Annotated in this window: 15 protein-coding genes and 1 other RNA gene; 7 read left to right on the top strand and 9 right to left on the bottom strand. The window is 36.4% G+C overall.

Annotated features, from left to right (window positions below):
- Positions 1-19 precede the first annotated feature (19 nt).
- Positions 20-1,423, bottom strand: coding sequence for an NADP-specific glutamate dehydrogenase (gene gdhA, locus QQS35_RS02440; protein ID WP_285930223.1), 1,404 nt, complete (start codon positions 1,421-1,423; stop codon positions 20-22).
- A 423-nt stretch (positions 1,424-1,846) separates the two neighbouring features.
- On the bottom strand, positions 1,847-3,238 hold the full coding sequence (gene gdhA / locus QQS35_RS02435) for an NADP-specific glutamate dehydrogenase (RefSeq protein WP_285930172.1): 1,392 nt from the start codon (positions 3,236-3,238) through the stop codon (positions 1,847-1,849).
- A 144-nt stretch (positions 3,239-3,382) separates the two neighbouring features.
- Between gdhA (QQS35_RS02435) and QQS35_RS02430 the strand changes: the two genes are divergently transcribed.
- Positions 3,383-4,294 carry a LysR family transcriptional regulator gene (locus QQS35_RS02430; RefSeq protein WP_285930171.1) on the top strand — a complete coding sequence of 304 codons (912 nt, stop codon included), beginning with the start codon at positions 3,383-3,385 and terminating at the stop codon, positions 4,292-4,294.
- A 136-nt stretch (positions 4,295-4,430) separates the two neighbouring features.
- Here the strand turns inward: QQS35_RS02430 and ssrA are convergent.
- Positions 4,431-4,793: a transfer-messenger RNA gene (gene ssrA, locus QQS35_RS02425) on the bottom strand.
- 180 nt (positions 4,794-4,973) lie between these two features.
- A complete protein-coding gene (gene smpB, locus QQS35_RS02420) occupies positions 4,974-5,438 on the bottom strand; it encodes an SsrA-binding protein SmpB (RefSeq protein ID WP_285930170.1) in 465 nt (154 codons plus the stop codon).
- 225 nt (positions 5,439-5,663) lie between these two features.
- Between smpB and QQS35_RS02415 the strand changes: the two genes are divergently transcribed.
- Positions 5,664-6,527 (top strand): GNAT family N-acetyltransferase, encoded by an 864-nt coding sequence (locus tag QQS35_RS02415; RefSeq protein WP_285930169.1) that lies wholly within the window; start codon positions 5,664-5,666, stop codon positions 6,525-6,527.
- A 205-nt stretch (positions 6,528-6,732) separates the two neighbouring features.
- Here the strand turns inward: QQS35_RS02415 and rnr are convergent, their stop codons facing one another.
- From rnr to secG, 3 genes are all read right to left on the bottom strand, one after another.
- Positions 6,733-9,018, bottom strand: coding sequence for a ribonuclease R (gene rnr / locus QQS35_RS02410; RefSeq protein ID WP_285930221.1), 2,286 nt, complete (start codon positions 9,016-9,018; stop codon positions 6,733-6,735).
- Positions 9,019-9,122: 104 nt separating this feature from the next.
- Positions 9,123-9,866 carry an alpha/beta hydrolase gene (locus tag QQS35_RS02405; protein ID WP_285930168.1) on the bottom strand — a complete coding sequence of 248 codons (744 nt, stop codon included), beginning with the start codon at positions 9,864-9,866 and terminating at the stop codon, positions 9,123-9,125.
- Positions 9,867-10,087: 221 nt separating this feature from the next.
- Complete coding sequence (secG, locus tag QQS35_RS02400; protein ID WP_285930167.1) at positions 10,088-10,318, bottom strand: preprotein translocase subunit SecG; 231 nt, start codon at positions 10,316-10,318, stop codon at positions 10,088-10,090.
- A gap of 187 nt (positions 10,319-10,505) precedes the next feature.
- On the opposite strand from secG, the gene QQS35_RS02395 reads away from it, so the two are divergent.
- The 5 genes from QQS35_RS02395 to ptsP all read left to right on the top strand — a co-directional run bounded on the left by QQS35_RS02395 (position 10,506) and on the right by ptsP (position 16,682).
- On the top strand, positions 10,506-11,432 hold the full coding sequence (locus QQS35_RS02395; protein ID WP_285930166.1) for an alpha/beta hydrolase: 927 nt from the start codon (positions 10,506-10,508) through the stop codon (positions 11,430-11,432).
- A gap of 370 nt (positions 11,433-11,802) precedes the next feature.
- Positions 11,803-12,717, top strand: a complete 915-nt coding sequence (pfkB, locus tag QQS35_RS02390; protein ID WP_285930165.1) for a 1-phosphofructokinase — start codon at positions 11,803-11,805, stop codon at positions 12,715-12,717.
- A gap of 11 nt (positions 12,718-12,728) precedes the next feature.
- Positions 12,729-14,630 carry a PTS fructose transporter subunit IIABC gene (locus QQS35_RS02385; RefSeq protein ID WP_285930164.1) on the top strand — a complete coding sequence of 634 codons (1,902 nt, stop codon included), beginning with the start codon at positions 12,729-12,731 and terminating at the stop codon, positions 14,628-14,630.
- Positions 14,631-14,690: 60 nt separating this feature from the next.
- On the top strand, positions 14,691-14,960 hold the full coding sequence (locus QQS35_RS02380) for a phosphocarrier protein HPr (RefSeq protein WP_285930163.1): 270 nt from the start codon (positions 14,691-14,693) through the stop codon (positions 14,958-14,960).
- 6 nt (positions 14,961-14,966) lie between these two features.
- Positions 14,967-16,682 (top strand): phosphoenolpyruvate--protein phosphotransferase, encoded by a 1,716-nt coding sequence (ptsP, locus tag QQS35_RS02375; RefSeq protein ID WP_285930162.1) that lies wholly within the window; start codon positions 14,967-14,969, stop codon positions 16,680-16,682.
- 208 nt (positions 16,683-16,890) lie between these two features.
- On the opposite strand, the gene QQS35_RS02370 is transcribed toward ptsP, so the two are convergent.
- Positions 16,891-18,930 (bottom strand): iron ABC transporter permease, encoded by a 2,040-nt coding sequence (locus tag QQS35_RS02370; protein WP_285930161.1) that lies wholly within the window; start codon positions 18,928-18,930, stop codon positions 16,891-16,893.
- A 9-nt stretch (positions 18,931-18,939) separates the two neighbouring features.
- Entirely contained in the window at positions 18,940-19,974 is a 1,035-nt protein-coding gene (locus QQS35_RS02365) for an ABC transporter substrate-binding protein (protein ID WP_285930160.1), read from the bottom strand.
- Positions 19,975-20,362: the final 388 nt, after the last annotated feature.

Here is a 20,362-nt window from a genome sequence, read left to right as displayed (position 1 = left end):
CTTCCCGGTAATTAATAGATTAATCAATAGAAATATCACTATTTATAACTTTATGTGTAATCATCGCATCTGCTACTCTTACAAATCCGGCTATATTTGCTCCAACAACAAGATTGCCAGGAGCACCATATTTTTGTGATGCTTTCATACTTGTCTGGTAAATATCTTTCATTATCTCCTGTAATTTCGAATCAACTTCTTCCTTTGTCCAAATTAACCTTTTACTTTTCTGCGCCATCTCTAATGCTGATACAGAAACACCACCAGCATTCGTTGCTTTGAAGGGAGCAAATAAGACATTATTTCTTAAGAAGAGATTAATCGCATCTAAATTTGACGGCATGTTTGCACCTTCGCCAATTGCTTTTACTTCATTGGCAATGAGTAGAGAAGCAACATTTCTATTAATTTCATTATGAGTTGCACATGGTAATGCTATATCACAGGGGATAGACCATATACCAGAACATCCCTCTATAAAAAGAGCATCAGGGTGCTCGTTTACGTAATCAGAAATACTTTTATTATCTCTTTCTTTCAATTGTTTAATAGTTTCGAGGTTAACCCCATTAGAGTCATAAATATAACCAGTTGAGTCACTACATGCCACTACTTTTGCACCTAAGCCAATTGCTTTTTCCATTGCATAAATGGCCACATTCCCTGAGCCAGAAACTATAACTGTGCTTTTATTAAAACTGAGTCGTTTATCTTTTAGCATTTCTTCAACAAAATATACGATTCCATATCCCGTAGCTTTTTTTCGTCCAAAACTACCTCCATAACCTACAGCTTTTACCGATAATACAGTTGCCTCATACGTGCCACGTATTTTTTTATATTCATTAAATAAATACCCTATTTCTTTTTCTCCGACACCTATATCACCAGCGGGTACATCCTTATATGGTCCTATATGCCTGCTAAGTTCTGCCATAAAACTTTTGCAAAACCGCATAATTTCTAAGTCCGACTTACCTTTCGGATCAAAATCAGAGCCACCTGATCCTGCTCCAATTGGTTGTTTTGTTAATGAGTTTTTGAAAATTTGTTGAAACCCCAGAAATTTTATAATACTAGCATTTACGGAGGGATGAAATCTTAATCCACCTTTATACGGTCCAATAGCACTATTAAATTGAACACGAAATCCACGGTTTACTCTTGTATTATCATAAGAATCTACCCATGGTACTATAAAAGAAATCATTCGTTCAGGTTCTACTATCTTTTCTAAAACTGCTTGTTTCATATATATTGGATTTTTCACAAGTACTGGAACTAAAGAATCGAATACTTCTTTCACTGCTTGAAGAAACTCTGGTTCATTAGGATTTAGCTTTTCTACTTTACCTATTATAAGATTCACATAATTTTTTACGTTAATGGTTTGGGTCCGTTCTACTCCCTCCAATACTTTAATAATGATCACCTCCCATAATAAGGTTTCAAATTAGTTATCTGATATGATAAAAATTTAACCCTATAACTTTTTAATTGATAGCATCAAAATTAATATACGATGAAGTTTATGTTTAGACATGATGGAACACACTTTTTTCAGCTAACGTTCATACCTGATTTCTTACAATTTTTTACGCAAATAATAATCAGACTATCTCTTTTGCTCCCTTAAACGTAGCACTGTTCTTATCAGATTCATGTTGGATACTTTTCTCATTAATTCTTAATTTAGTCCCATATTGAACAGAAAAAAATTATTAAAAAGACATCAGGCACTATATTTATAAAGAGCCTGATGCTTATTATTTAGTTACGTAGCAACCTACACCATAATGTATAAATAGAATAAGTAACGTAAATACCGATATTTAGGTAATATTATTTAGATTACTCCTTGAGCAAGAATCGCATCAGCCACTTTTTTGAATCCAGCTATGTTTGCCCCCACAACCAGATTACCTGGTACACCATACGTTTCTGATGCTTTCAAACTTTCTTTATATATATCTTTCATAATACTCTGTAATTTAATATCGACATCATTTTGTGACCAAATTAATCTAGCACTATTTTGGGCCATTTCTAATGCAGATACAGCTACTCCCCCTGCATTCACTGCTTTACCAGGTGCAAATAATATATCGTTTTCCAAGAAGACATCAACAGCACCTAGGGTAGACGGCATATTTGCACCTTCACCTATTGCTTTTACTCCATTTAAAACAAGTAGTTTGGCTGCATCTTCATCTAACTCATTTTGTGTGGCACATGGTAATGCGATATCACAATCAATAGACCAAATACCTCCACATCCTTCTATATATTTAGCATCTAAATGTTCATTTACATATTCGTAAATTCTTTTATTTTCCACTTCTTTTAAACGCTTGATTGTATTTAAATCGATACCATTAGGATCATATACATAACCACCTGAATCGCTACAAGCTACTACCTTAGCTCCTAGTTGTATCGCTTTTTCCATAGCATAAATGGATACATTACCTGAACCAGATACGACAACCTTACTTCCACTAAAACCTAAGCCAGCATCTTTTAACATTTCTTCCACAAAATAGACCGTACCGTATCCTGTTGCTTCCTTCCTACCTAAACTACCGCCATAACCAATGCCTTTTCCAGTTAGAACACCAGCTTCATATGCTCCCTTTAATTTCTTATATTGTCCGAACATATACCCTATTTCCCTAGCACCAACCCCAATGTCACCAGCAGGCACATCCGTATCTGGTCCAATATGCTTACTAAGTTCAGTCATGAAACTTTGACAAAAGCGCATAATTTCTAAATCTGACTTACCTTTTGGATCAAAATCAGCCCCACCTTTTCCTCCACCAATCGGTTGGCCAGTTAAAGCATTCTTAAAAATCTGCTCAAAACCTAAAAATTTGATAATGCTAAGATTTACAGAAGGATGAAATCTTAACCCACCTTTGTATGGACCAATCGCGTTGTTAAATTGTACTCGAAATCCACGATTTACTTTCACCTTACCATCATCGTTCACCCAAGGAACTCTAAAAGAAATGGTTCTATCAGGTTCAACCATCCGCTCTAAAATCCCTTTTTCAATATATATAGGATTCTTCACAAGGACAGGCACTAGAGAATCAAACACTTCTTTAACCGCCTGAAGAAACTCAGTTTCATTTGGATTACGCTGCTCAACACTTCGGAATAAATGAGTGACATAATCTTTGACATTTTTTGTTTCTACATCTTCAACTTTTTCTAAAACTTCTAAATCATTCAACACAATCAACTCCCTATAAATTTAAAAATGGACAGAATACTTTTTATTACTTAGAATCATTTTATAGTATTACAAATGATAGCTTCAATACTTAATAACGATGAAATCCATGCGTTCAACGCATGATTAATGGAGTGATTGATGATGGAAATAAGACAAATACAATATTTTATGGAAGTTGCAAAACGAGAACATGTGACAGAAGCAGCCGATTCTCTGCATGTAGCTCAGTCTTCTGTTAGCAGACAAATATTCAATTTAGAAGATGAATTAGGTGTAGATCTTTTTATTCGTGAAGGTAGGAGAGTTAAATTAACCCCCCTTGGAAGAGTTTTTTTTGAACGGATGAAACAAGTGACAAATTTAATGGAGGAGTCAAAAAGAGAAATTAAAGAATATTTAAACCCAGAAAAAGGAACCGTTCGAATTGCTTTTCCGATTAGTATGGCCGCTCACACATTGCCATCGATTATTTACGCTTTTCGAACAAGTTTTCCTGAAGCAAAATTCCAAATGAGTAATGCCCTCTATTATGATTTAATTAATGGTGTTGTGACTGGTGATTTTAATCTAGCAATGATTGCACCCATGCCTCCCAAAGAAATAGAGAATAAAATAAATGGTACTACATTATTTACTGAAAATATAGTCGCTCTATTACCATTCCACCATCCATTTGCAGACAGGAAATCCATTTCGCTACGAGAATTGAAAGATGACCCATTTGTCGTATTACCGGAGGGGTTTATATTTCGTGAACAGGTTGTCAATGCATGCATGAAAGTAGGATATTCACCACAAATTGCATTTGAAGGAAAAGATATTGATGCACTAAAAGGCTTAGTCTCTGCTGGCTTAGGCATAGCTTTAATGCCTGAGATGACGTTAATCGATAATACACCAAGATCCACAGTAGTCATTCCGTTAAACGACTATAATTTGAAACGTACAGTTGGTGTAATTTACCCAACACAACGCGATTTACTTCCTACTGAAGCATTGTTTTATGAGTTTTTACTCAAGACCTATGATCGACTAAATGAATTTAAAAAATAAATGATTAAATTCGATATTTGTCCCGTCTGCTATATCAATTATATTAAACCGTGACGTAAAGCGTACGTTTTCCATTTGGAAAGCTTATGCTTCAAGTCACACAAAAGAAAACACAAAAAAACCACCAATTATGTATTGGTGGAGACGGTGGGACTCGAACCCACGTCCAGAGATATCGCCACTCAGGCGTCTACGCGTGTAGTTGAAATATTAGCAATTCACTCTCTCTTCTGCCTTCCAACAGGCGTCCAAGGAGCTAGCCTGATTAATCTCTTCTGTGCATCCCCAGGCGGAGAATGACAGCGTAGCCCACTTCATTTGAGACCCTTCTATCTACCACATGGGCGATGGTAGGAAGGATCCTTTAGTGCTACTTACGCAGCTGCTAAAGAGTAATTGTTTTCTTTGCCAGTTATTATTGGCGTGTAACGTTTTACGAGACGTAACCTCGACGCGCAACCTGAGCTCAAACTATCCCTGTCGAATCCGAAACGTCCCCATGATAGGGTAATTAGAAAAACTAAATTATTGTCTAAGTTTTTCTTATACTATCGTGGTGACAGTATATCGGAAAACAAGAAGTCGAGCACTCTTGCTTATTAAGTTGTCAAATAGCTTAGCGACATACTTCATTATAACAGATAGAAGCTATTTTTCAAGTCTTACCAGCTGGTAATAACTACCTCATACTGTCTTTCAGAGCTCGATCAATATCACGCTTCGCTTGTTTTTGTTTTAAATCCTCTCGTTTGTCGTACTTCTTCTTTCCTTTACCTAAACCAATTAAGACTTTTGCTACACCATTTTTTATATACATCTTTAAAGGAACTAATGCATATCCCGCTTGTTGTGTTTCACCAATTAACTTATCAATTTCCTTGCGGTGAAGGAGCAATTTTCTAGTTCTCGTTGGTTCATGGTTAAATCTATTTCCTTGTTCATAAGTAGAGATATGCATATTATATAATAACGCTTCTCCTCTTTCAATTCGGGCAAAGCTATCTTTCATATTGACTCTACCTGCACGGATTGATTTAATTTCTGTCCCTTTTAATACAAGACCTGCTTCATATGTTTCTTCGATAGAAAATTCATGGTTTGCTTTTCTATTTTGTGCAAGTACCTTCCCTTGACCTTTTGCCATAACACTTACCTCCTATTGCTCCGTGAGGATTATTTTAACAGAAAACAGACTTTGATTCCAATTTAATCTATACGTTCATAAAGCTAAGTTAATAGACAAATTTACGTCTATCATGAGAAAGTAATACTTATACATTTAAAAAAATCTCTATTATATCATTTTCTAGTGAACTGTATGAATGTAAATGATATATGATTAACTATGTAAAAAAAAGGAGTATCTATCGTGGAACAAGGATTACTACAGTTGAGAGAATTAACACTAGAAGACCAAGATATCGTTAGAATGATGCAAACAAACATTGATGACGACTATGTCTTGAATATTTTTCCTGACCTAGTTCAATCCAATTCGAATTCTGTATATGGGTTATTTGATGATGACCACCTTTTGGCAATAGCTGGTTCTTCCTTTTTTCCAGGTGGGTATGCGATGCTTGGAAGACTTAGAAGTGATAAACGCTATTTATCCAAAGGTAATGCCACCAAGATATTAGCGTATATAAAAAGCGAATTAGAAAAAGACCCATCAATCACGTGGGTTGGCGCTAATACGAATATGGAAAATATACCAGCGCGAAGAGTACTAGAAAAAATAGGATTACAACAGGTCACTAGATTACACTCACTATACTTAATCGATGAAACTCTACTTAATGGAACAAAAGGCAGTGTTTGGCAAGCCGTTGAAACGATAGAGGAGAAAAGAAGGCTGCTGCAGTCCCTCAAACAAGAAAATGCACTTGGTGTCTATCCTTATGAATGTTATTATCCATTTCCATTTTCGGATAACTTGCTAACTGACGAACACCTTAATGACTCAGCCTTTTTCCAAAATCAATCGAAAGATCGGTTTTTGGTAATAAAGAAGGATCAAAAAAGAGATTGGTTTGCTCAAGTGAAGTATTTTTGGAATGATCATTTTCAACAACCAGGCTTTTGGGAGACCGTGCTCGCATACACAGAGCAACAGCCTGAAGAAGGAATAAAACCTTGGGTAGATTTTTCTCAGACAGGTTACGAACGAATCCCTAATCTAGATACTTTCAAATTAAGTGATGGTTGGGTATTATACGGTAAATGGATATAAGAAAAGCTCAGGGCGCATTGCTCACCCTAGGGCAATTAAGGCGAACATCTATGTGGTGGGCTTTACCACAAATATGTTTGACTCGGGTAGGCGCTAGAGCTCGACGAGGCACATGCTCGGGGTGCCTTGCTAAACCCCGACAAGTTAAGACTTGTTAGGCGCTAAATCTTGATTTTTAAAGAAAGAAACTAGACGTGCTTCACGTCTAGTTTCTTTTTCTTTTCTTACTTTTATTTTTCTTTTTACCGGCAGCTTTTGGCGGTTTTCCTTTACCTTTTGGTTTATTTCCATTATCTTTTGAACCAAGATTTTTTGTTTTGATAATTTTTGGTCGCTCTGGTTTCGTTCTTTGTTTTCTCGGTTTCATACCATCAATCTCAAAATCGATTACTCGCTCATCTAAATTGACATTGGCAACTTTCACAGTGATTTCATCACCAATTCGGAATATATTACCTGTTCGTTCACCGATCATAGCATAAGATCTCTCATCAAAATGGTAGTAATCGTCCGTTAAATAACTAACATGGATAAGACCTTCTACTGTATTCGGTAACTCAACGAATAGTCCAAAGTTGGTAACAGAACTTATCACACCTTCATATTCCTCACCAATTTTATCTAGCATATATTCTGCTTTTTTCAAGTCATCAGTTTCACGCTCTGCATCCACTGCGCCACGTTCTTTTTCAGAAGCATGTTTAGCAATTTCAGGCATTTTGTCTTTCCAATGACGTGTTGTTTTATCGTCTAATTGCTTATTAATCAGGTAAGTCCGAATTAAACGGTGGACAATTAAATCCGGATATCTTCGGATTGGTGATGTAAAGTGTGTATAAAAGTCTGTTGCTAAACCAAAGTGTCCGATGCTTTGCGGATCATACTTGGCTTGTTTCATTGACCGCAACATCAACTTCGAAATAATCATTTCCTCTTGTTCACCTTTTACCTCTTCCAATACTTTCTGTAATGCTTGCGGATGTATTTCATTATTTGTTCCTCTTACTACGTATCCTAGCGTCGCAATAAATTCAAAGAAAGTTTGTAACTTATCAGGACTTGGATCTTCGTGAATACGGTGGATAAAAGGTACATCCATCCAATGGAAATGTTCTGCTATTGTTTCATTTGCTGCCAACATAAACTCCTCGATTAGCTTCTCAGCTACAGAACGCTCACGTAAAACAACATCAGTCGCTTTGCCATCATCATCAACTAGTACTTTAGCTTCTTTGAAATCGAAATCTATAGCTCCTCGGCCAAAACGCTTGCCGCGTAAGACTTCAGCTAGATCTTCCATATCTTGAAACATTGGTACTAGATTTTTGTAACGATCAATTACTGTTTCATCTTTGTCGACTAAAATTTTATTCACATCAGAATACGTCATTCGCTCATTTGTATTGATAACACTTTGGAATATTTCATGACCAACAACTTCACCTTGCTTGTTTATTTCCATTTCACATCCAAGTGTTAAACGATCAACTTGTGGGTTTAAGGAACAAATCCCGTTCGAGAGACGATGCGGAATCATGGGAATTACGCGGTCAACTAGATATACACTCGTAGCTCGTTCAAATGCCTCTTTATCAATCGGTGAGTTTTCTGGTACGTAGTAGGTAACATCTGCAATATAGACGCCTAGCTTGTAGTTACCATTATCTAACTTCTTCACTGTAACAGCATCATCTAAGTCTTTTGCATCGGCACCATCAATGGTTACAATCGTTTCATCTCTTAGATCGCGACGATTTTTAATTTCATCCTCGTTTATTGATTCAGGTGTATCAGCAGCATGTTGCAAGACTTCCTCTGGAAAATCAACTTGGATGCCGTGTTTATAGATAATTGAAATAATGTCCATGCCAGGATCATTTTTATGTCCCAGAATTTCAATTACTTCCCCTTCCGCACTCATTCGGTCTTCAGGGTATTTTGTGATTTTTACAATTACTTTATGGCCGGTTACTGCTCCACCTGCTGCGTTTTTAGGAATAAAAATGTCGTTTGGAATCCGCTTATCGTCCGCGATAACAAATCCAAAATTCCCATTTCCATCATACGTACCAATGATTTCTCTTGTTGCACGTTCTAATATCCGGATGACTACACCTTCAGGACGTTTCCCTTGCTCATCTCTGCCATCAATTCGAACTAATACCTTATCATTGTTCATCGCTGATTGAAGATCGGCATGATTAATATAGACATCATCCTGTCCTTCTTCATCAGGAATTAAGAACGCAAAGCCTTTTGCATGCATTTGTATTTTTCCGCGAATTAAATTCATTCTTTCTGGTGGACCGTAACGGTTTTTTCTCGTTCTGACTAAATCACCAGACTCCTCTAAATCATTTAATACCTTCAATAAGATTGTAAACTGATCTGAATCCTGCAAATCTAATATCTCTTCTATCTCTTTAACGGCAAGAGGTTTAGAAGCATTCTCTCTAAAGTAATCCAATATTTGTTGCTTTACTTCATTAATATTCAAACGCTCACCTTCCTTCACTATTATTCTTTTGGAAGATATCCAATACGGTGACTTTTTAAATTTCATGTTGGCATAAACTGTTTTTGTCTTATTATTGCTTAAAACCAGTCCAATGATTCTAAAAATTGATAAATATCTTCATGTAGTTGTTCTTTTTCTTTATCAAATGTAATTAAGTGACCCGAGTTTTCGTACCATTTGATATCTTTCTTATCCGCTTCCACATTTTCATAAATGTACGTTGCACTTTCTTTATTAATCATTTGATCTTTTGATGCCTGGACAACAAAGGTTGGTGCATAGATATGGTCAATATGTTCTTTTACCTCAGTAATAAACCCACCTAAATCAGAAAATAATTGCTTAGAATCTTCCATTAGGGCCTCTACTTCTTTTTCAATCGTGGCTTCATCTTTTTTCTCTAATTGTTTATATTCTTTAGAAAAAGCCCGAAATCCTTTTGTTAGTTGACTTTCATTATCAAAAAATGTTGGTGCACACATTGTAATGACTGCTTTTATAGGTTCTGAATAGGCTAATTTCATCCCTAGTACACCACCAAGTGATAACCCGGCAACAGCAATTTCTTTATGTCCTAATTCTCTCAAATGATTTAATGCAGTCTGTACATCATCCCACCACTGATCAGGGTTAGACTCTATAAGTTCCTCTGGTGGCGCACCATGTCCCCTATAAATAGGTGCATGACACGTGTACCCTTTCTTTTGCAAGAAACGTCCTAACATCCGTACATCTGCTGAGTGGCCAGTAAAGCCATGTAGTAATAATACCGCACGTTCTCCACCTTCAAACGTGAAGGCTTGTGGTTGTTTAATTTTCATGATGATTAACTCATCCCCTTTTTACTATGTACTTTAATTATAATGGGTTAATCGTACCAAAGTTATCCTTAAGTTTCACAGACATCGGCTCACAATCTTGATGCATTCTTTTATGAATAATAAAGAATCCCTTACTAGCAAAGTAGTAAGGGATCGTCTTTTTACTCATTGATGTATAAAGGTTGTCCATAAACAAAAATTAATAATCGTTGTTTAAAAACTTATATTACATATGCAACGGTAAATGTAAGAACAAACAAAAGCACTGCAGTGATAACAGTTAAACGATGCAAGACCGCATCAATACCACGTGCTTTTTGCTTTCCAAATAATTGCTCTGCACCACCAGAAATAGCACCAGAAAGGCCCGCGCTTTTACCTGATTGTAATAACACTAAAATAATAAGAGCAACTGCATCAATCACTAACAACGTAATCGCAACTCCACCCATGTTGCATACACCTCCTAAGACGCACTAATACATATTGATAATGTAGCATAGTTACTAAGGTTTTAGCAAGTTAATTCTGCTTAACCAGAGACTAGATTTGTTTTTATTGGAAGCGTTTTTAGAATCGGTTACAATTAATGAAATGATGTATGATGTAGATAGCGATATTACAGGAGGAGGAAACGCCATGGATCTTGAAAATTTTTGGCTTACGATGAAAGATCAACAAGAGGTTTACATACAGAAATGGTCGCATCAAACAGATCATCCAAAGGCGATCATTCAGCTATCTCATGGGATGGCTGAACATATTGAAAGATACGACGAGTTCGCCTCTTTCTTAGTAAGAAACGGTTTTTTTGTATATGGAAATGATCACCGCGGTCATGGAAAAACCGGTGAAACGCAAGGAAGATTAGGATACTTTTCAGATGAACTCGGATTTGAAAAGACAACGGATGACTTAATTGAAATCACTAAATACATACAAATGGTTTACCCTAACGTTCCAATTATTCTACTCGGACATAGTATGGGTTCTTTCTTAGCCAGACGGTACATCCAAAAAAACATTGACTTATTAAGCGGGGTTATTCTATCTGGTACTGGAAGTTACCCACAACTAATCACTAAAATCGGTGTACTGATTGCAAAAATTGAAATACGGAACAAGGGCAAAACAATTCCCTCAAAACGATTAAATAATATTGCCTTCGGAGCATTTAATAAGCCTTTTAAAGATGGCGATACTGCATTTGATTGGCTATCTCGTGATAAACAACAAGTATCAAACTTTGTAGAAGATCCATATACGGGATTCACACCTACTACAGGATTCTTTTACGATTTATTTGATGGCATAGATAAAATACATAATCGTAAATTGATGCGAAATATCCCACGTGATTTGCCAATGTTGTTTATTAGCGGTGATAAGGATCCAGTAGGTGCACAATCAATTGGTGTAAAAAAAGTTATATCTCAATATGAAAAAGTAGGCATTAGCAATATTACTAGTCATTTCTATAAAGATGGAAGACATGAAATGCTTAATGAAATAAATAGACAAGAAGTATTTGAGGATGTTTTAAATTGGATTAACCGACAAATATAAGCTATTTAGCCCCAAGAGCCCTAGAAAATCTAGGGCTCTTGACTATTTTTTGAACTCATTTGATAGAAAATGACGTTTTTTGAAAGTTTTTGATTGAAAATAATAAAAGCTTCCTTTATTATTTATTTGAATGCTTTAAAGTCTCGCCACATGAATACTTTTAAGATTAATTACATACGCAACAAAACGTGTGCTGGATATTAATTTATTCTTCCTACCTCCCTGCCAGCAGTCATTTTAATAATTTCATTTTGATAGTACAAAATAAAACGTATCTAGCGAATTTTGATATTATTTGGTGAGCAACTTGATTAGTGAAAATTCATTTCGGGTATATAAAAAATAATACGATTATAAAGGTTGTGTATGCATGATTTATACGTGTACGTTGAATCCATCTGTAGATTATATTATCCAAGTATCCGAATTCCGAGCTGGAGAATTAAATCGTAGTGAAAACACATTCTATTATCCTGGCGGAAAAGGGATAAATGTTTCGCGTGTTTTAAAACGATTAAAAGTGGAAAATACAGCACTAGGATTTCTTGGTGGTTTTACAGGCCAGTTTATAAAAAATGAATTACATGCAGAAGATATACAAATAGACTTTATTGAAGTTTCTGGCAATACTCGAGTGAACGTTAAATTGAAATCGGACTCAGAGACTGAAATTAATGGACCAGGGGCCGAAGTTACCAAAGAACAAATCCAAAAGCTTTATGATCAGATTGGGACTCTTAAACAAGGTGACTTTCTAGTAGCCGCAGGAAGTACACCTGCATCTGTTCCAGCTAACTTTTATGCTGAAGTTGCAAAAATTTGTAATGAAAATGATGTTCCGATTATTGTAGATACTTCAAGTCAAGCACTTAAAGAGATTCTCGGTAAAAGGTTGTTTCTAGTTAAACCAAACCACCATGAACTGGGTGAGTTATTTAACACGGTAATCGGTTCCGTTGATGATGCGCTTGCTTACGGAAAAAAATTGTTACAAGAAGGACCTGAACACGTGATTGTATCCATGGGTGGCGATGGTGCAGTTTTCATAAGCAAAGACCATTGTTTTTTTGCGAAAGCACCTGAAGGAGAAGTTAAAAACACGGTAGGTGCTGGTGATTCCATGGTTGCTGGCTTTCTTTCTGCGTATGTAAAAGAGAATAGTCTAGAAAATGCATTTAAATATGCCGTTGCAACAGGCAGTGCTACTGCTTTCAGTGAAGATTTATGCACGAATCAAGATGTAGAGGAATTACTTCAACGCATTGAAATGGAACGATTAGATTAGGGGGTACAATAATGAATATTACTGATTTATTGAAAAAAGATACTATCATCTTAGAATTAGATTCTAATTCTAAAGCCTCAGTTATTGATGAACTAATTGAAAAGTTAAATCAAGCTGGACGATTAAATGATAAAGAGGCATTTAAAAAAGCAATTCTAGCGCGCGAGGAACAAAGCACAACAGGGATTGGTGAAGGTATTGCAATTCCACACGCAAAAACAGATGCGGTAAAGACTCCTGCTATTGTTTTTGGTCGTTCGTCTCAAGGGGTTAATTATGAATCGCTTGATGGGCAACCTTCCCATTTATTTTTTATGATTGCTGCTTCTGAAGGCGCCAATCAGACTCATTTAGAAACATTATCAAGACTTTCTTCCTTTTTAATGGATAATAAATTCCGTGAGAAACTAGAAGCTGCGAAAAGTGAAGATGAAGTAATCGAAGTAATTAATGATAAAGAACGTGAAGAAGACGATGATACTGAACAAGATACAAGTGAAGGTTCTCCCGAGGCAACCAACTTATTAGCTGTTACTGGCTGTCCTACAGGAATTGCTCATACTTATATGGCAGCGGATAAGTTAAAAGCTACTGCTAAAGAAATGGGTGTTACCATTAAGGTTGAGACAAACGGCTCCGGCGGTGTTAAAAATCGCCTTACATCGGAAGACATTAAAAAAGCAGATGCGATTATTATTGCTGCAGACACAAAAATTGAAACAGAACGTTTTAAAGGAAAACATGTCATTCAAGTTCCAGTAGCTAAAGGGATTCATGAACCTAAACAATTAATTGAACGTGCAATGAAAAAAGATGCACCTATTTATAAAGGAGATTCTTCTTCCTCTAAAAGTGAATCTGATGATACAAAAGGTCGCAGCGGTTTCTATAAACACTTAATGAATGGTGTTTCCAACATGCTTCCATTTGTTGTTGGTGGTGGTATTTTAATTGCGATTTCATTTTTATTTGGTATCAATTCAGCCGATCCAACTAGTGATCAATATAACCGATTCGCAGAAATGCTTAACACTATTGGTGGCGGTAATGCATTTTACTTAATGGTTCCAGTTTTGGCCGGTTTTATTGCCTCTAGTATAGCAGACCGACCTGGTTTTGCACCTGGTATGGTTGCTGGTCTTATCGCGATTTCTTCTGGTGTTGAAGGCGCTGATGGTGGTTCTGGTTTTCTTGGTGGTTTAATTGCTGGTTTCCTAGCTGGTTACTTAACACTTGGAGTTAAAAAAGCTTTGGAAGTACTTCCAGCTATGTTTGACGGCTTAAAAACTGTACTTCTTTATCCGGTCTTCAGTATTGGTATAACAGGCCTCATCATGTTACTCATTAACCCACCACTGACTACGCTATATACTGGTTTGTCTAGCTGGTTACAAGGGCTTGGTGACACGAATCTTGTATTACTGGGGTTAATACTTGGTGGTATGATGGCTATAGACATGGGTGGTCCCATTAACAAGGCTGCCTATACATTTGGAATAGCAATGCTTGATGCGGGTAATTTAAGCTTTATCGCAGCCATTATGGCAGGCGGAATGGTTCCACCACTTGCAACAGCACTAGCTACAACAATTTTTAAGGACAAGTTTACTCAACAAGAAAGAGATGCTGGAAAATCCAATTATGCGTTAGGTGCATTCTTTATTACCGAAGGGGCAATTCCATTTGCTGCAGCAGACCCTGGACGTGTCATTCCATCCATCGTAGTTGGTTCTGCAGTTGCTGGTGGGCTTACAATGTTGTTTGATATTGGACTTAGAGCTCCCCACGGCGGTGTTGTAGTAGCAACATTAGTCGAAGGAAATCCATTTCTTTACCTTTTAGCAATATTAATTGGTACAATTATCAGTGGATTTCTAATTGGGTTCTTGAAAAAGGACCTACAAAAAGAGTAAAATTAGATTGTAGTGTACCCGTACAAAATTTTTATATATTATATTAGGAGGTTTTTTAAAATGGCAGTAGAAAAAACAATGAAAATTACTGATGCAACAGGTGTTCACGCACGACCAGCAACAGTACTAGTAAATAAAGCAGGTAGTTTCGCATCAGACGTTACATTAGAGTATAACGGTAAGTCAGTAAATCTTAAATCAATTATGGGTGTTATGTCTCTTGGAATTCCTAAAGATTCTGAAATTAAGATTACAGCTGATGGATCTGACGAGCAAGAAGCAATAGATGCGATTGTTGATGTAATTAAAAAAGAAGAACTAGGAGAGTAATTATTAATGAGTAACATTAATGGAATAGCAGCATCAAGCGGGATTGCCATTGCTAAAGCGTACATTTTGGCAAGTCCCGACCTTTCTTTTGAAAAAAAGAAAATAGATAATCCAGAATCAGAAGTTGAACGCCTGCACCAAGCGTTAGATATTTCTAAACAAGAGCTTGAAAAGATTAAAGAAAATGCACGAAAAACGCTTGGTGATGAACATGCTGAGATTTTTTCTGCACACTTACTAGTTCTAAGTGATCCAGAAATGATCAATCCGATTCAGGATAAAATCAAGACAGATGCTGTTAATGCAGAGACTGCGCTTGAAGAAACAGCAAATATGTTTATCGACATGTTTAAAGCAATGGACAACGAGTACATGAGAGAAAGAGCAGCTGACATTCAAGATGTTACCAAACGAGTAATGGCACATTTACTTGGAGTTACATTCCCAGATCCTGCTCTCATTGATGAAGAAGTAGTTGTGATTGCGGAAGATCTTACTCCATCTGATACGGCTCAGTTAAACAAGCAATTTGTTAAAGGGTTTACTACAAATATCGGTGGACGTACATCCCACTCTGCCATCATGGCAAGATCACTTGAAATACCTGCAGTCGTAGGTACAAAAACAGTTACAAAAGACGTTAAGAAAGATGATCTTATTATTGTCGATGGAATTGACGGCCAAGTAATTTTAAATCCAAGTGAAGATGAAATTGCTAGTTACAAAAAGAAACAAGAAGATTTTGAAAAACAAAAACAAGTATGGGCTAAACTTAAAGATGAGCCAACGGTATCTGCTGATGATGTGCACGTTGAATTAGTAGCGAACATTGGTACTCCTGAAGATGTTATTGGTGTATTGAACAATGGTGGTGAAGGTGTTGGCCTTTACCGTACGGAGTTTTTATACATGGGTAAGAGCGAACTTCCAACAGAGGAAGAACAATTCGATGCTTATAAATCTGTCTTAGAGCAAATGGGTAACAAACCTGTTGTTGTTCGTACACTGGATATAGGTGGAGACAAAGAACTAAGTTATTTGAAGCTTCCAGAGGAAATGAATCCATTTTTAGGTTTCCGTGCTATTCGATTATGTTTGGAACGTGATGACATCTTCCGTACTCAACTACGTGCATTACTACGTGCGAGTACATATGGCAATTTAAAGATTATGTTCCCTATGATTGCTACGTTAGATGAATTCCGTCAAGCAAAAGCTCTTCTTTTAGAAGAAAAAGACAACCTTAAAAATGAAGGTATTAACGTATCTGATGATATCGAAGTTGGAATCATGGTTGAGATACCATCAACAGCTGTCATTGCACGCCAATTTGCTAAAGAAGTAGACTTCTTCAGTATTGGTACAAATGACTTAATTCAGTACACTATGGCTGCTGATCGTATGAATGAGCGTGTTTCCTACCTATATCAACCTTATCATCCAGCAATACTAAACCTGGTTCATAATGTTATCGAAGCAGCTCACGCAGAAGGTAAATGGGCTGGTATGTGTGGAGAAATGGCTGGCGACTCGATTGCTATCCCAATTCTTTTAGGTCTTGGTCTAGACGAATTTAGTATGAGTGCTACTTCCATCCTACCTGCACGTACACAAATTAGAGATCTTTCTAAACAAGACTTAGCTTCTTACAAAGACCAACTCCTATCTATGAGTACAGCAGATGAAGTTGAAAAGTTTGTAAGAGAAAAAACAAATCAATAATAGTTAACCCTCACTGCGATAGTGAGGGTTTTTTACTTTTTAAGTTTATATTTCGTACGAATTTCCCTTTTGAAAATAATCACACCTGTTAGCTTATTTTCAAAACTAACCCCTCTAATTTATTTTTAAAACAAAAAGCACCGCAAAATGCGGCGCAATTAATTGTACTGTCTTATTTGACTTAATTGTTATTAGTTATTTGTTTAAATCATTTTTTTATTTGGTTTGATCTATACATAATATATAAAAAGTACGGTGCACCTATCAAGGCCACAATGATACCTGATGGGATTTCTTTAGGCACAATTAATGTTCTACTAAGAATGTCAGCAATTACTAAAAATACGGCTCCTAACAAAGCTGTAGTGGGTAGTAAATGTTTATGACCCGGTCCAAGAAACATCCTCGCTACGTGTGGTGCAATTAGTCCTACAAAACCTATTGTACCAACTGCAGCAACACTAGCTGCCGCTAGTAAAGATGCTAATAATGCCATCAAGAACCTAGTATTCATAACGTTCATGCCTAAGCCTTTTGCAGTATCGTCACCTAATGAAAGTGTATCGATGTTTCTAATTTGAAAATATAAAATAGGTACTACAATAACCATCGGCCATAATAAGTAGGAGAATAACTCGTTCCAGCTTTTTGCATATGTCGTACCTGATAACCATGTTAGCGCTGATGCTACAGACATGTCAGCTTGAACAACAAGTATTTGTATAATTGCCGATCCAAATGCAGAAATACCTATGCCTAATAATGCTAATAATGTAGGTTGGAAATTAGCACGATAGGACAACCCCATGACAACTAAGAATGCCACAATCGCTCCAACAAACGCGCCAAGTGGGACAAATACTGCTGACAGGCCAGAAATATAGAGTACCATTAAGGCGCCAACACCTGCACCAGATGTAATTCCAATGATAGATGGATCAGCTAATGGATTTCGCAATACTCCTTGAAAGATATAACCACTTATCGCGAGTAAGGCACCACTAAATCCTGCTACAAATAATCTAGGCATTCGAATAGTTAATATCATATCCCTTATAAAGTCATTAGAACCACCAAACATCGCGACCATACTAGATCTAATTTGGATCCCTGAGTTACCTGTAGATGCACCTATTACAATCAATAGGACTAATCCAACCGATAAAATACTAATAACATAACTTGATGACATTGGTAATTTTAATCGGCCTGCAAGCATAGCACTACCTTTTTCACCATATTGCCTGTTTTGTTTTCTTAATACGAGCCAAATCAACCATGGTGCACCAATGAATGCAGTAATCGCACCAACCGGTAATTCTGAGAAAGATGGGTCCACAATTCGTGCAAGTACATCGGCCCCTAGCAATACATTTGCTCCCCATATAAAAGAACCTATTATCAACAAATAATGATTTTGATAGCCTAGTAATTTAATTAAATGTGGCGCAATTAATCCAACAAAACCGATTGGACCAACAACACTAACCGTTACTGCTGTTAAAAATACAGCGACTAATAATGAAATAATACGAAGTCGCGATACATTTTGACCTAATGACGAGGCAACATCTTCCCCTAAACGAAAGATATCTAATTGCTTTGCTAACAACAAAGCTACTAAAACTCCTGATAAAATAAAAGGTGATGAAAAGGTAACACCGTCCCAATTATTTTGTACAAGGGTGCCTGAGCCCCATAAAAATAAACCTGCTGTTTCATTTTCATAAAAAATCTGTAGTAATGAGGTAAACGATGAAAACATGATTGTAACAACCATACCGGCTAAAACCATTCTTACAGGATTGGCTGTTGCACTACCTGCCAAGCCATAGACAAGTGTGGCAGTAAGTACACCACCGACAAATGCTACAAATAAACCATTCAATTGAAGAGAAGCGGGTATAAAAATCGTTGCGAAAACAACAGCAAAGTAAGACCCCGAATGAATGCCTAACGTACTAGAAGATGATAGTGGATTTTTTGTAATCGTCTGTAAAATTACACCTGAGACCGCTAGTGCTCCACCTGCTAAAATACCAATCACTGCTCTTGGTAATCGCAAATATCGAACGGTGTGGTGCTCCAATATATCTTGTGGTGCAAATATTGCTTGTAACACGACGGTTGGTGAGAGATTCACACTTCCTTGATTAATATGTATAAACAATAAAAAAAACAAAAGGACGGTTCCTCCCACAAAGGTAAGAACCGTTTTAATCCAATTGTTTGTAAGTAAACTAGTCATTAATTATCACTACTCTTGTATTAATGCTTCTTTTATTTGTTCTGCAAAAACTTGTGCAGAAAGTGGTCCACCAAATGTCCACGTATCTCCTGGTAGTTGGTATGTTCTTTCTTCCTGAACAAAACCAAGGTTTTCCCATGCTGGGTTTCCAGCTAACTGGTTTGAAAATACATTGTCTTCGTCTTGAACAATATAAAAGAAATGTGCATCTTGGAAATTTTGTAATACTTCAACACTTGCTTCATCAAAGCCGTACACTTGGAATCCTTCTGATTCATAGGCATTTTCTAGACCGATTTTTTCCATAATTGTTGTTGCCATCGCGTTGTCTTTAAATAATCTTATCACAGGATTGTTATCAGAGCTATATGCTTGTGATAATACAAATGATTTATTTTCGATACCTGCAGCTTCGATTTCTTCTTCAATACTAGTAAAAGATGTATCTAAATCACTTAAAATCTGTTCTGCTTGATCTTCTTTTCCGAACAATTTAGCAATTTCATTAAAAGTCGTAGTCATTTCCTCGTATTGATTCCCTTCACCTTCAGCAGGATAAGGGTTAAATGCTAGTGTTGGAGCGATAGCTGTTAAACTATCCATAATTGCTTCGTGACGATAGCCAGCAGTGATAATAACATCTGGATTCAATTCAGCAATCGCTTCTAAATTAGGTTCTTGTCTCGTACCAACATCTTGTACATCTTCCCCAACCTCTGGCTCAATATTTACCCAATTATGGTAGTTTTCAATATCAGCCATTCCAACTGGTTGGATACCTAAAGCAAGTACATCCTCTGCGTAAGTCCATTCAAGCACTACTACACGTTCTGGTGTTGTTTCAAATGTTTGTTCTCCATAAGCATCTGTAACAGTTACAGCACTTGTTTCTTCCGTTGTTTCTTCTGTTTCTTCCGTATTTGTTTCACCATTATTTTCTGTTTCTCCATCTGTTGTTTCATTTCCTGTATCGTCGTTACCACAAGCTACCAATACTACACTTGCCAACAGACCGATAATTAAAAATAAAATTGCTTTTTTCATTTTTGTCCACCCCTTGTATGTATGTTTTATTTTTAATGGCAGCTAATTAAATAGAATACCAACACTAATTGATAAAGATTATCATTATCACATGTGTAATATTACCTAATATAATCTACCTTGTCAAATATTTTTTCAATATTAGTGTTTTCTATTAGCTAGATTTTATTACGCTTGGACTATGACATGGAGCCTTTTACACAAAGGCTAATTAATTGTTTTTATGTTCAAACTTTATATTGAGTATGCACTAAGTTTAACTTTTGTGGACTTTTTCCTAGTTGAATGGTGATCTTGCGCTACGGAAAAACACTCGCTTTCTATAAATTAGAGAAAAAGTCCATATAATGATTTTACAGGGTTTTATCTTACTATAATTAGAAAATCA

The sequence above is a fragment of the Aquibacillus rhizosphaerae genome, assembly GCF_030282825.1.
Taxonomy (GTDB): domain Bacteria; phylum Bacillota; class Bacilli; order Bacillales; family Amphibacillaceae; genus Aquibacillus_C; species Aquibacillus_C rhizosphaerae.
The sequence above is the reverse complement of the archived record's forward strand: the minus strand, read 5'-3'. Positions and strand labels throughout refer to the sequence as shown.

Coding starts and splice junctions, on each gene's coding strand:
- QQS35_RS02430 (WP_285930171.1), top strand. CDS start 3,383: ATGGAAATAAGACAAATACAATATTTTATGGAAGTTGCAAAACGAGAA.
- smpB (WP_285930170.1), bottom strand. CDS start 5,438: ATGGCAAAAGGTCAAGGGAAGGTACTTGCACAAAATAGAAAAGCAAAC.
- QQS35_RS02405 (WP_285930168.1), bottom strand. CDS start 9,866: ATGAAAATTAAACAACCACAAGCCTTCACGTTTGAAGGTGGAGAACGT.
- secG (WP_285930167.1), bottom strand. CDS start 10,318: ATGGGTGGAGTTGCGATTACGTTGTTAGTGATTGATGCAGTTGCTCTT.
- QQS35_RS02395 (WP_285930166.1), top strand. CDS start 10,506: ATGGATCTTGAAAATTTTTGGCTTACGATGAAAGATCAACAAGAGGTT.
- pfkB (WP_285930165.1), top strand. CDS start 11,803: ATGATTTATACGTGTACGTTGAATCCATCTGTAGATTATATTATCCAA.
- QQS35_RS02385 (WP_285930164.1), top strand. CDS start 12,729: ATGAATATTACTGATTTATTGAAAAAAGATACTATCATCTTAGAATTA.
- QQS35_RS02380 (WP_285930163.1), top strand. CDS start 14,691: ATGGCAGTAGAAAAAACAATGAAAATTACTGATGCAACAGGTGTTCAC.
- ptsP (WP_285930162.1), top strand. CDS start 14,967: ATGAGTAACATTAATGGAATAGCAGCATCAAGCGGGATTGCCATTGCT.
- QQS35_RS02370 (WP_285930161.1), bottom strand. CDS start 18,930: ATGACTAGTTTACTTACAAACAATTGGATTAAAACGGTTCTTACCTTT.
- QQS35_RS02365 (WP_285930160.1), bottom strand. CDS start 19,974: ATGAAAAAAGCAATTTTATTTTTAATTATCGGTCTGTTGGCAAGTGTA.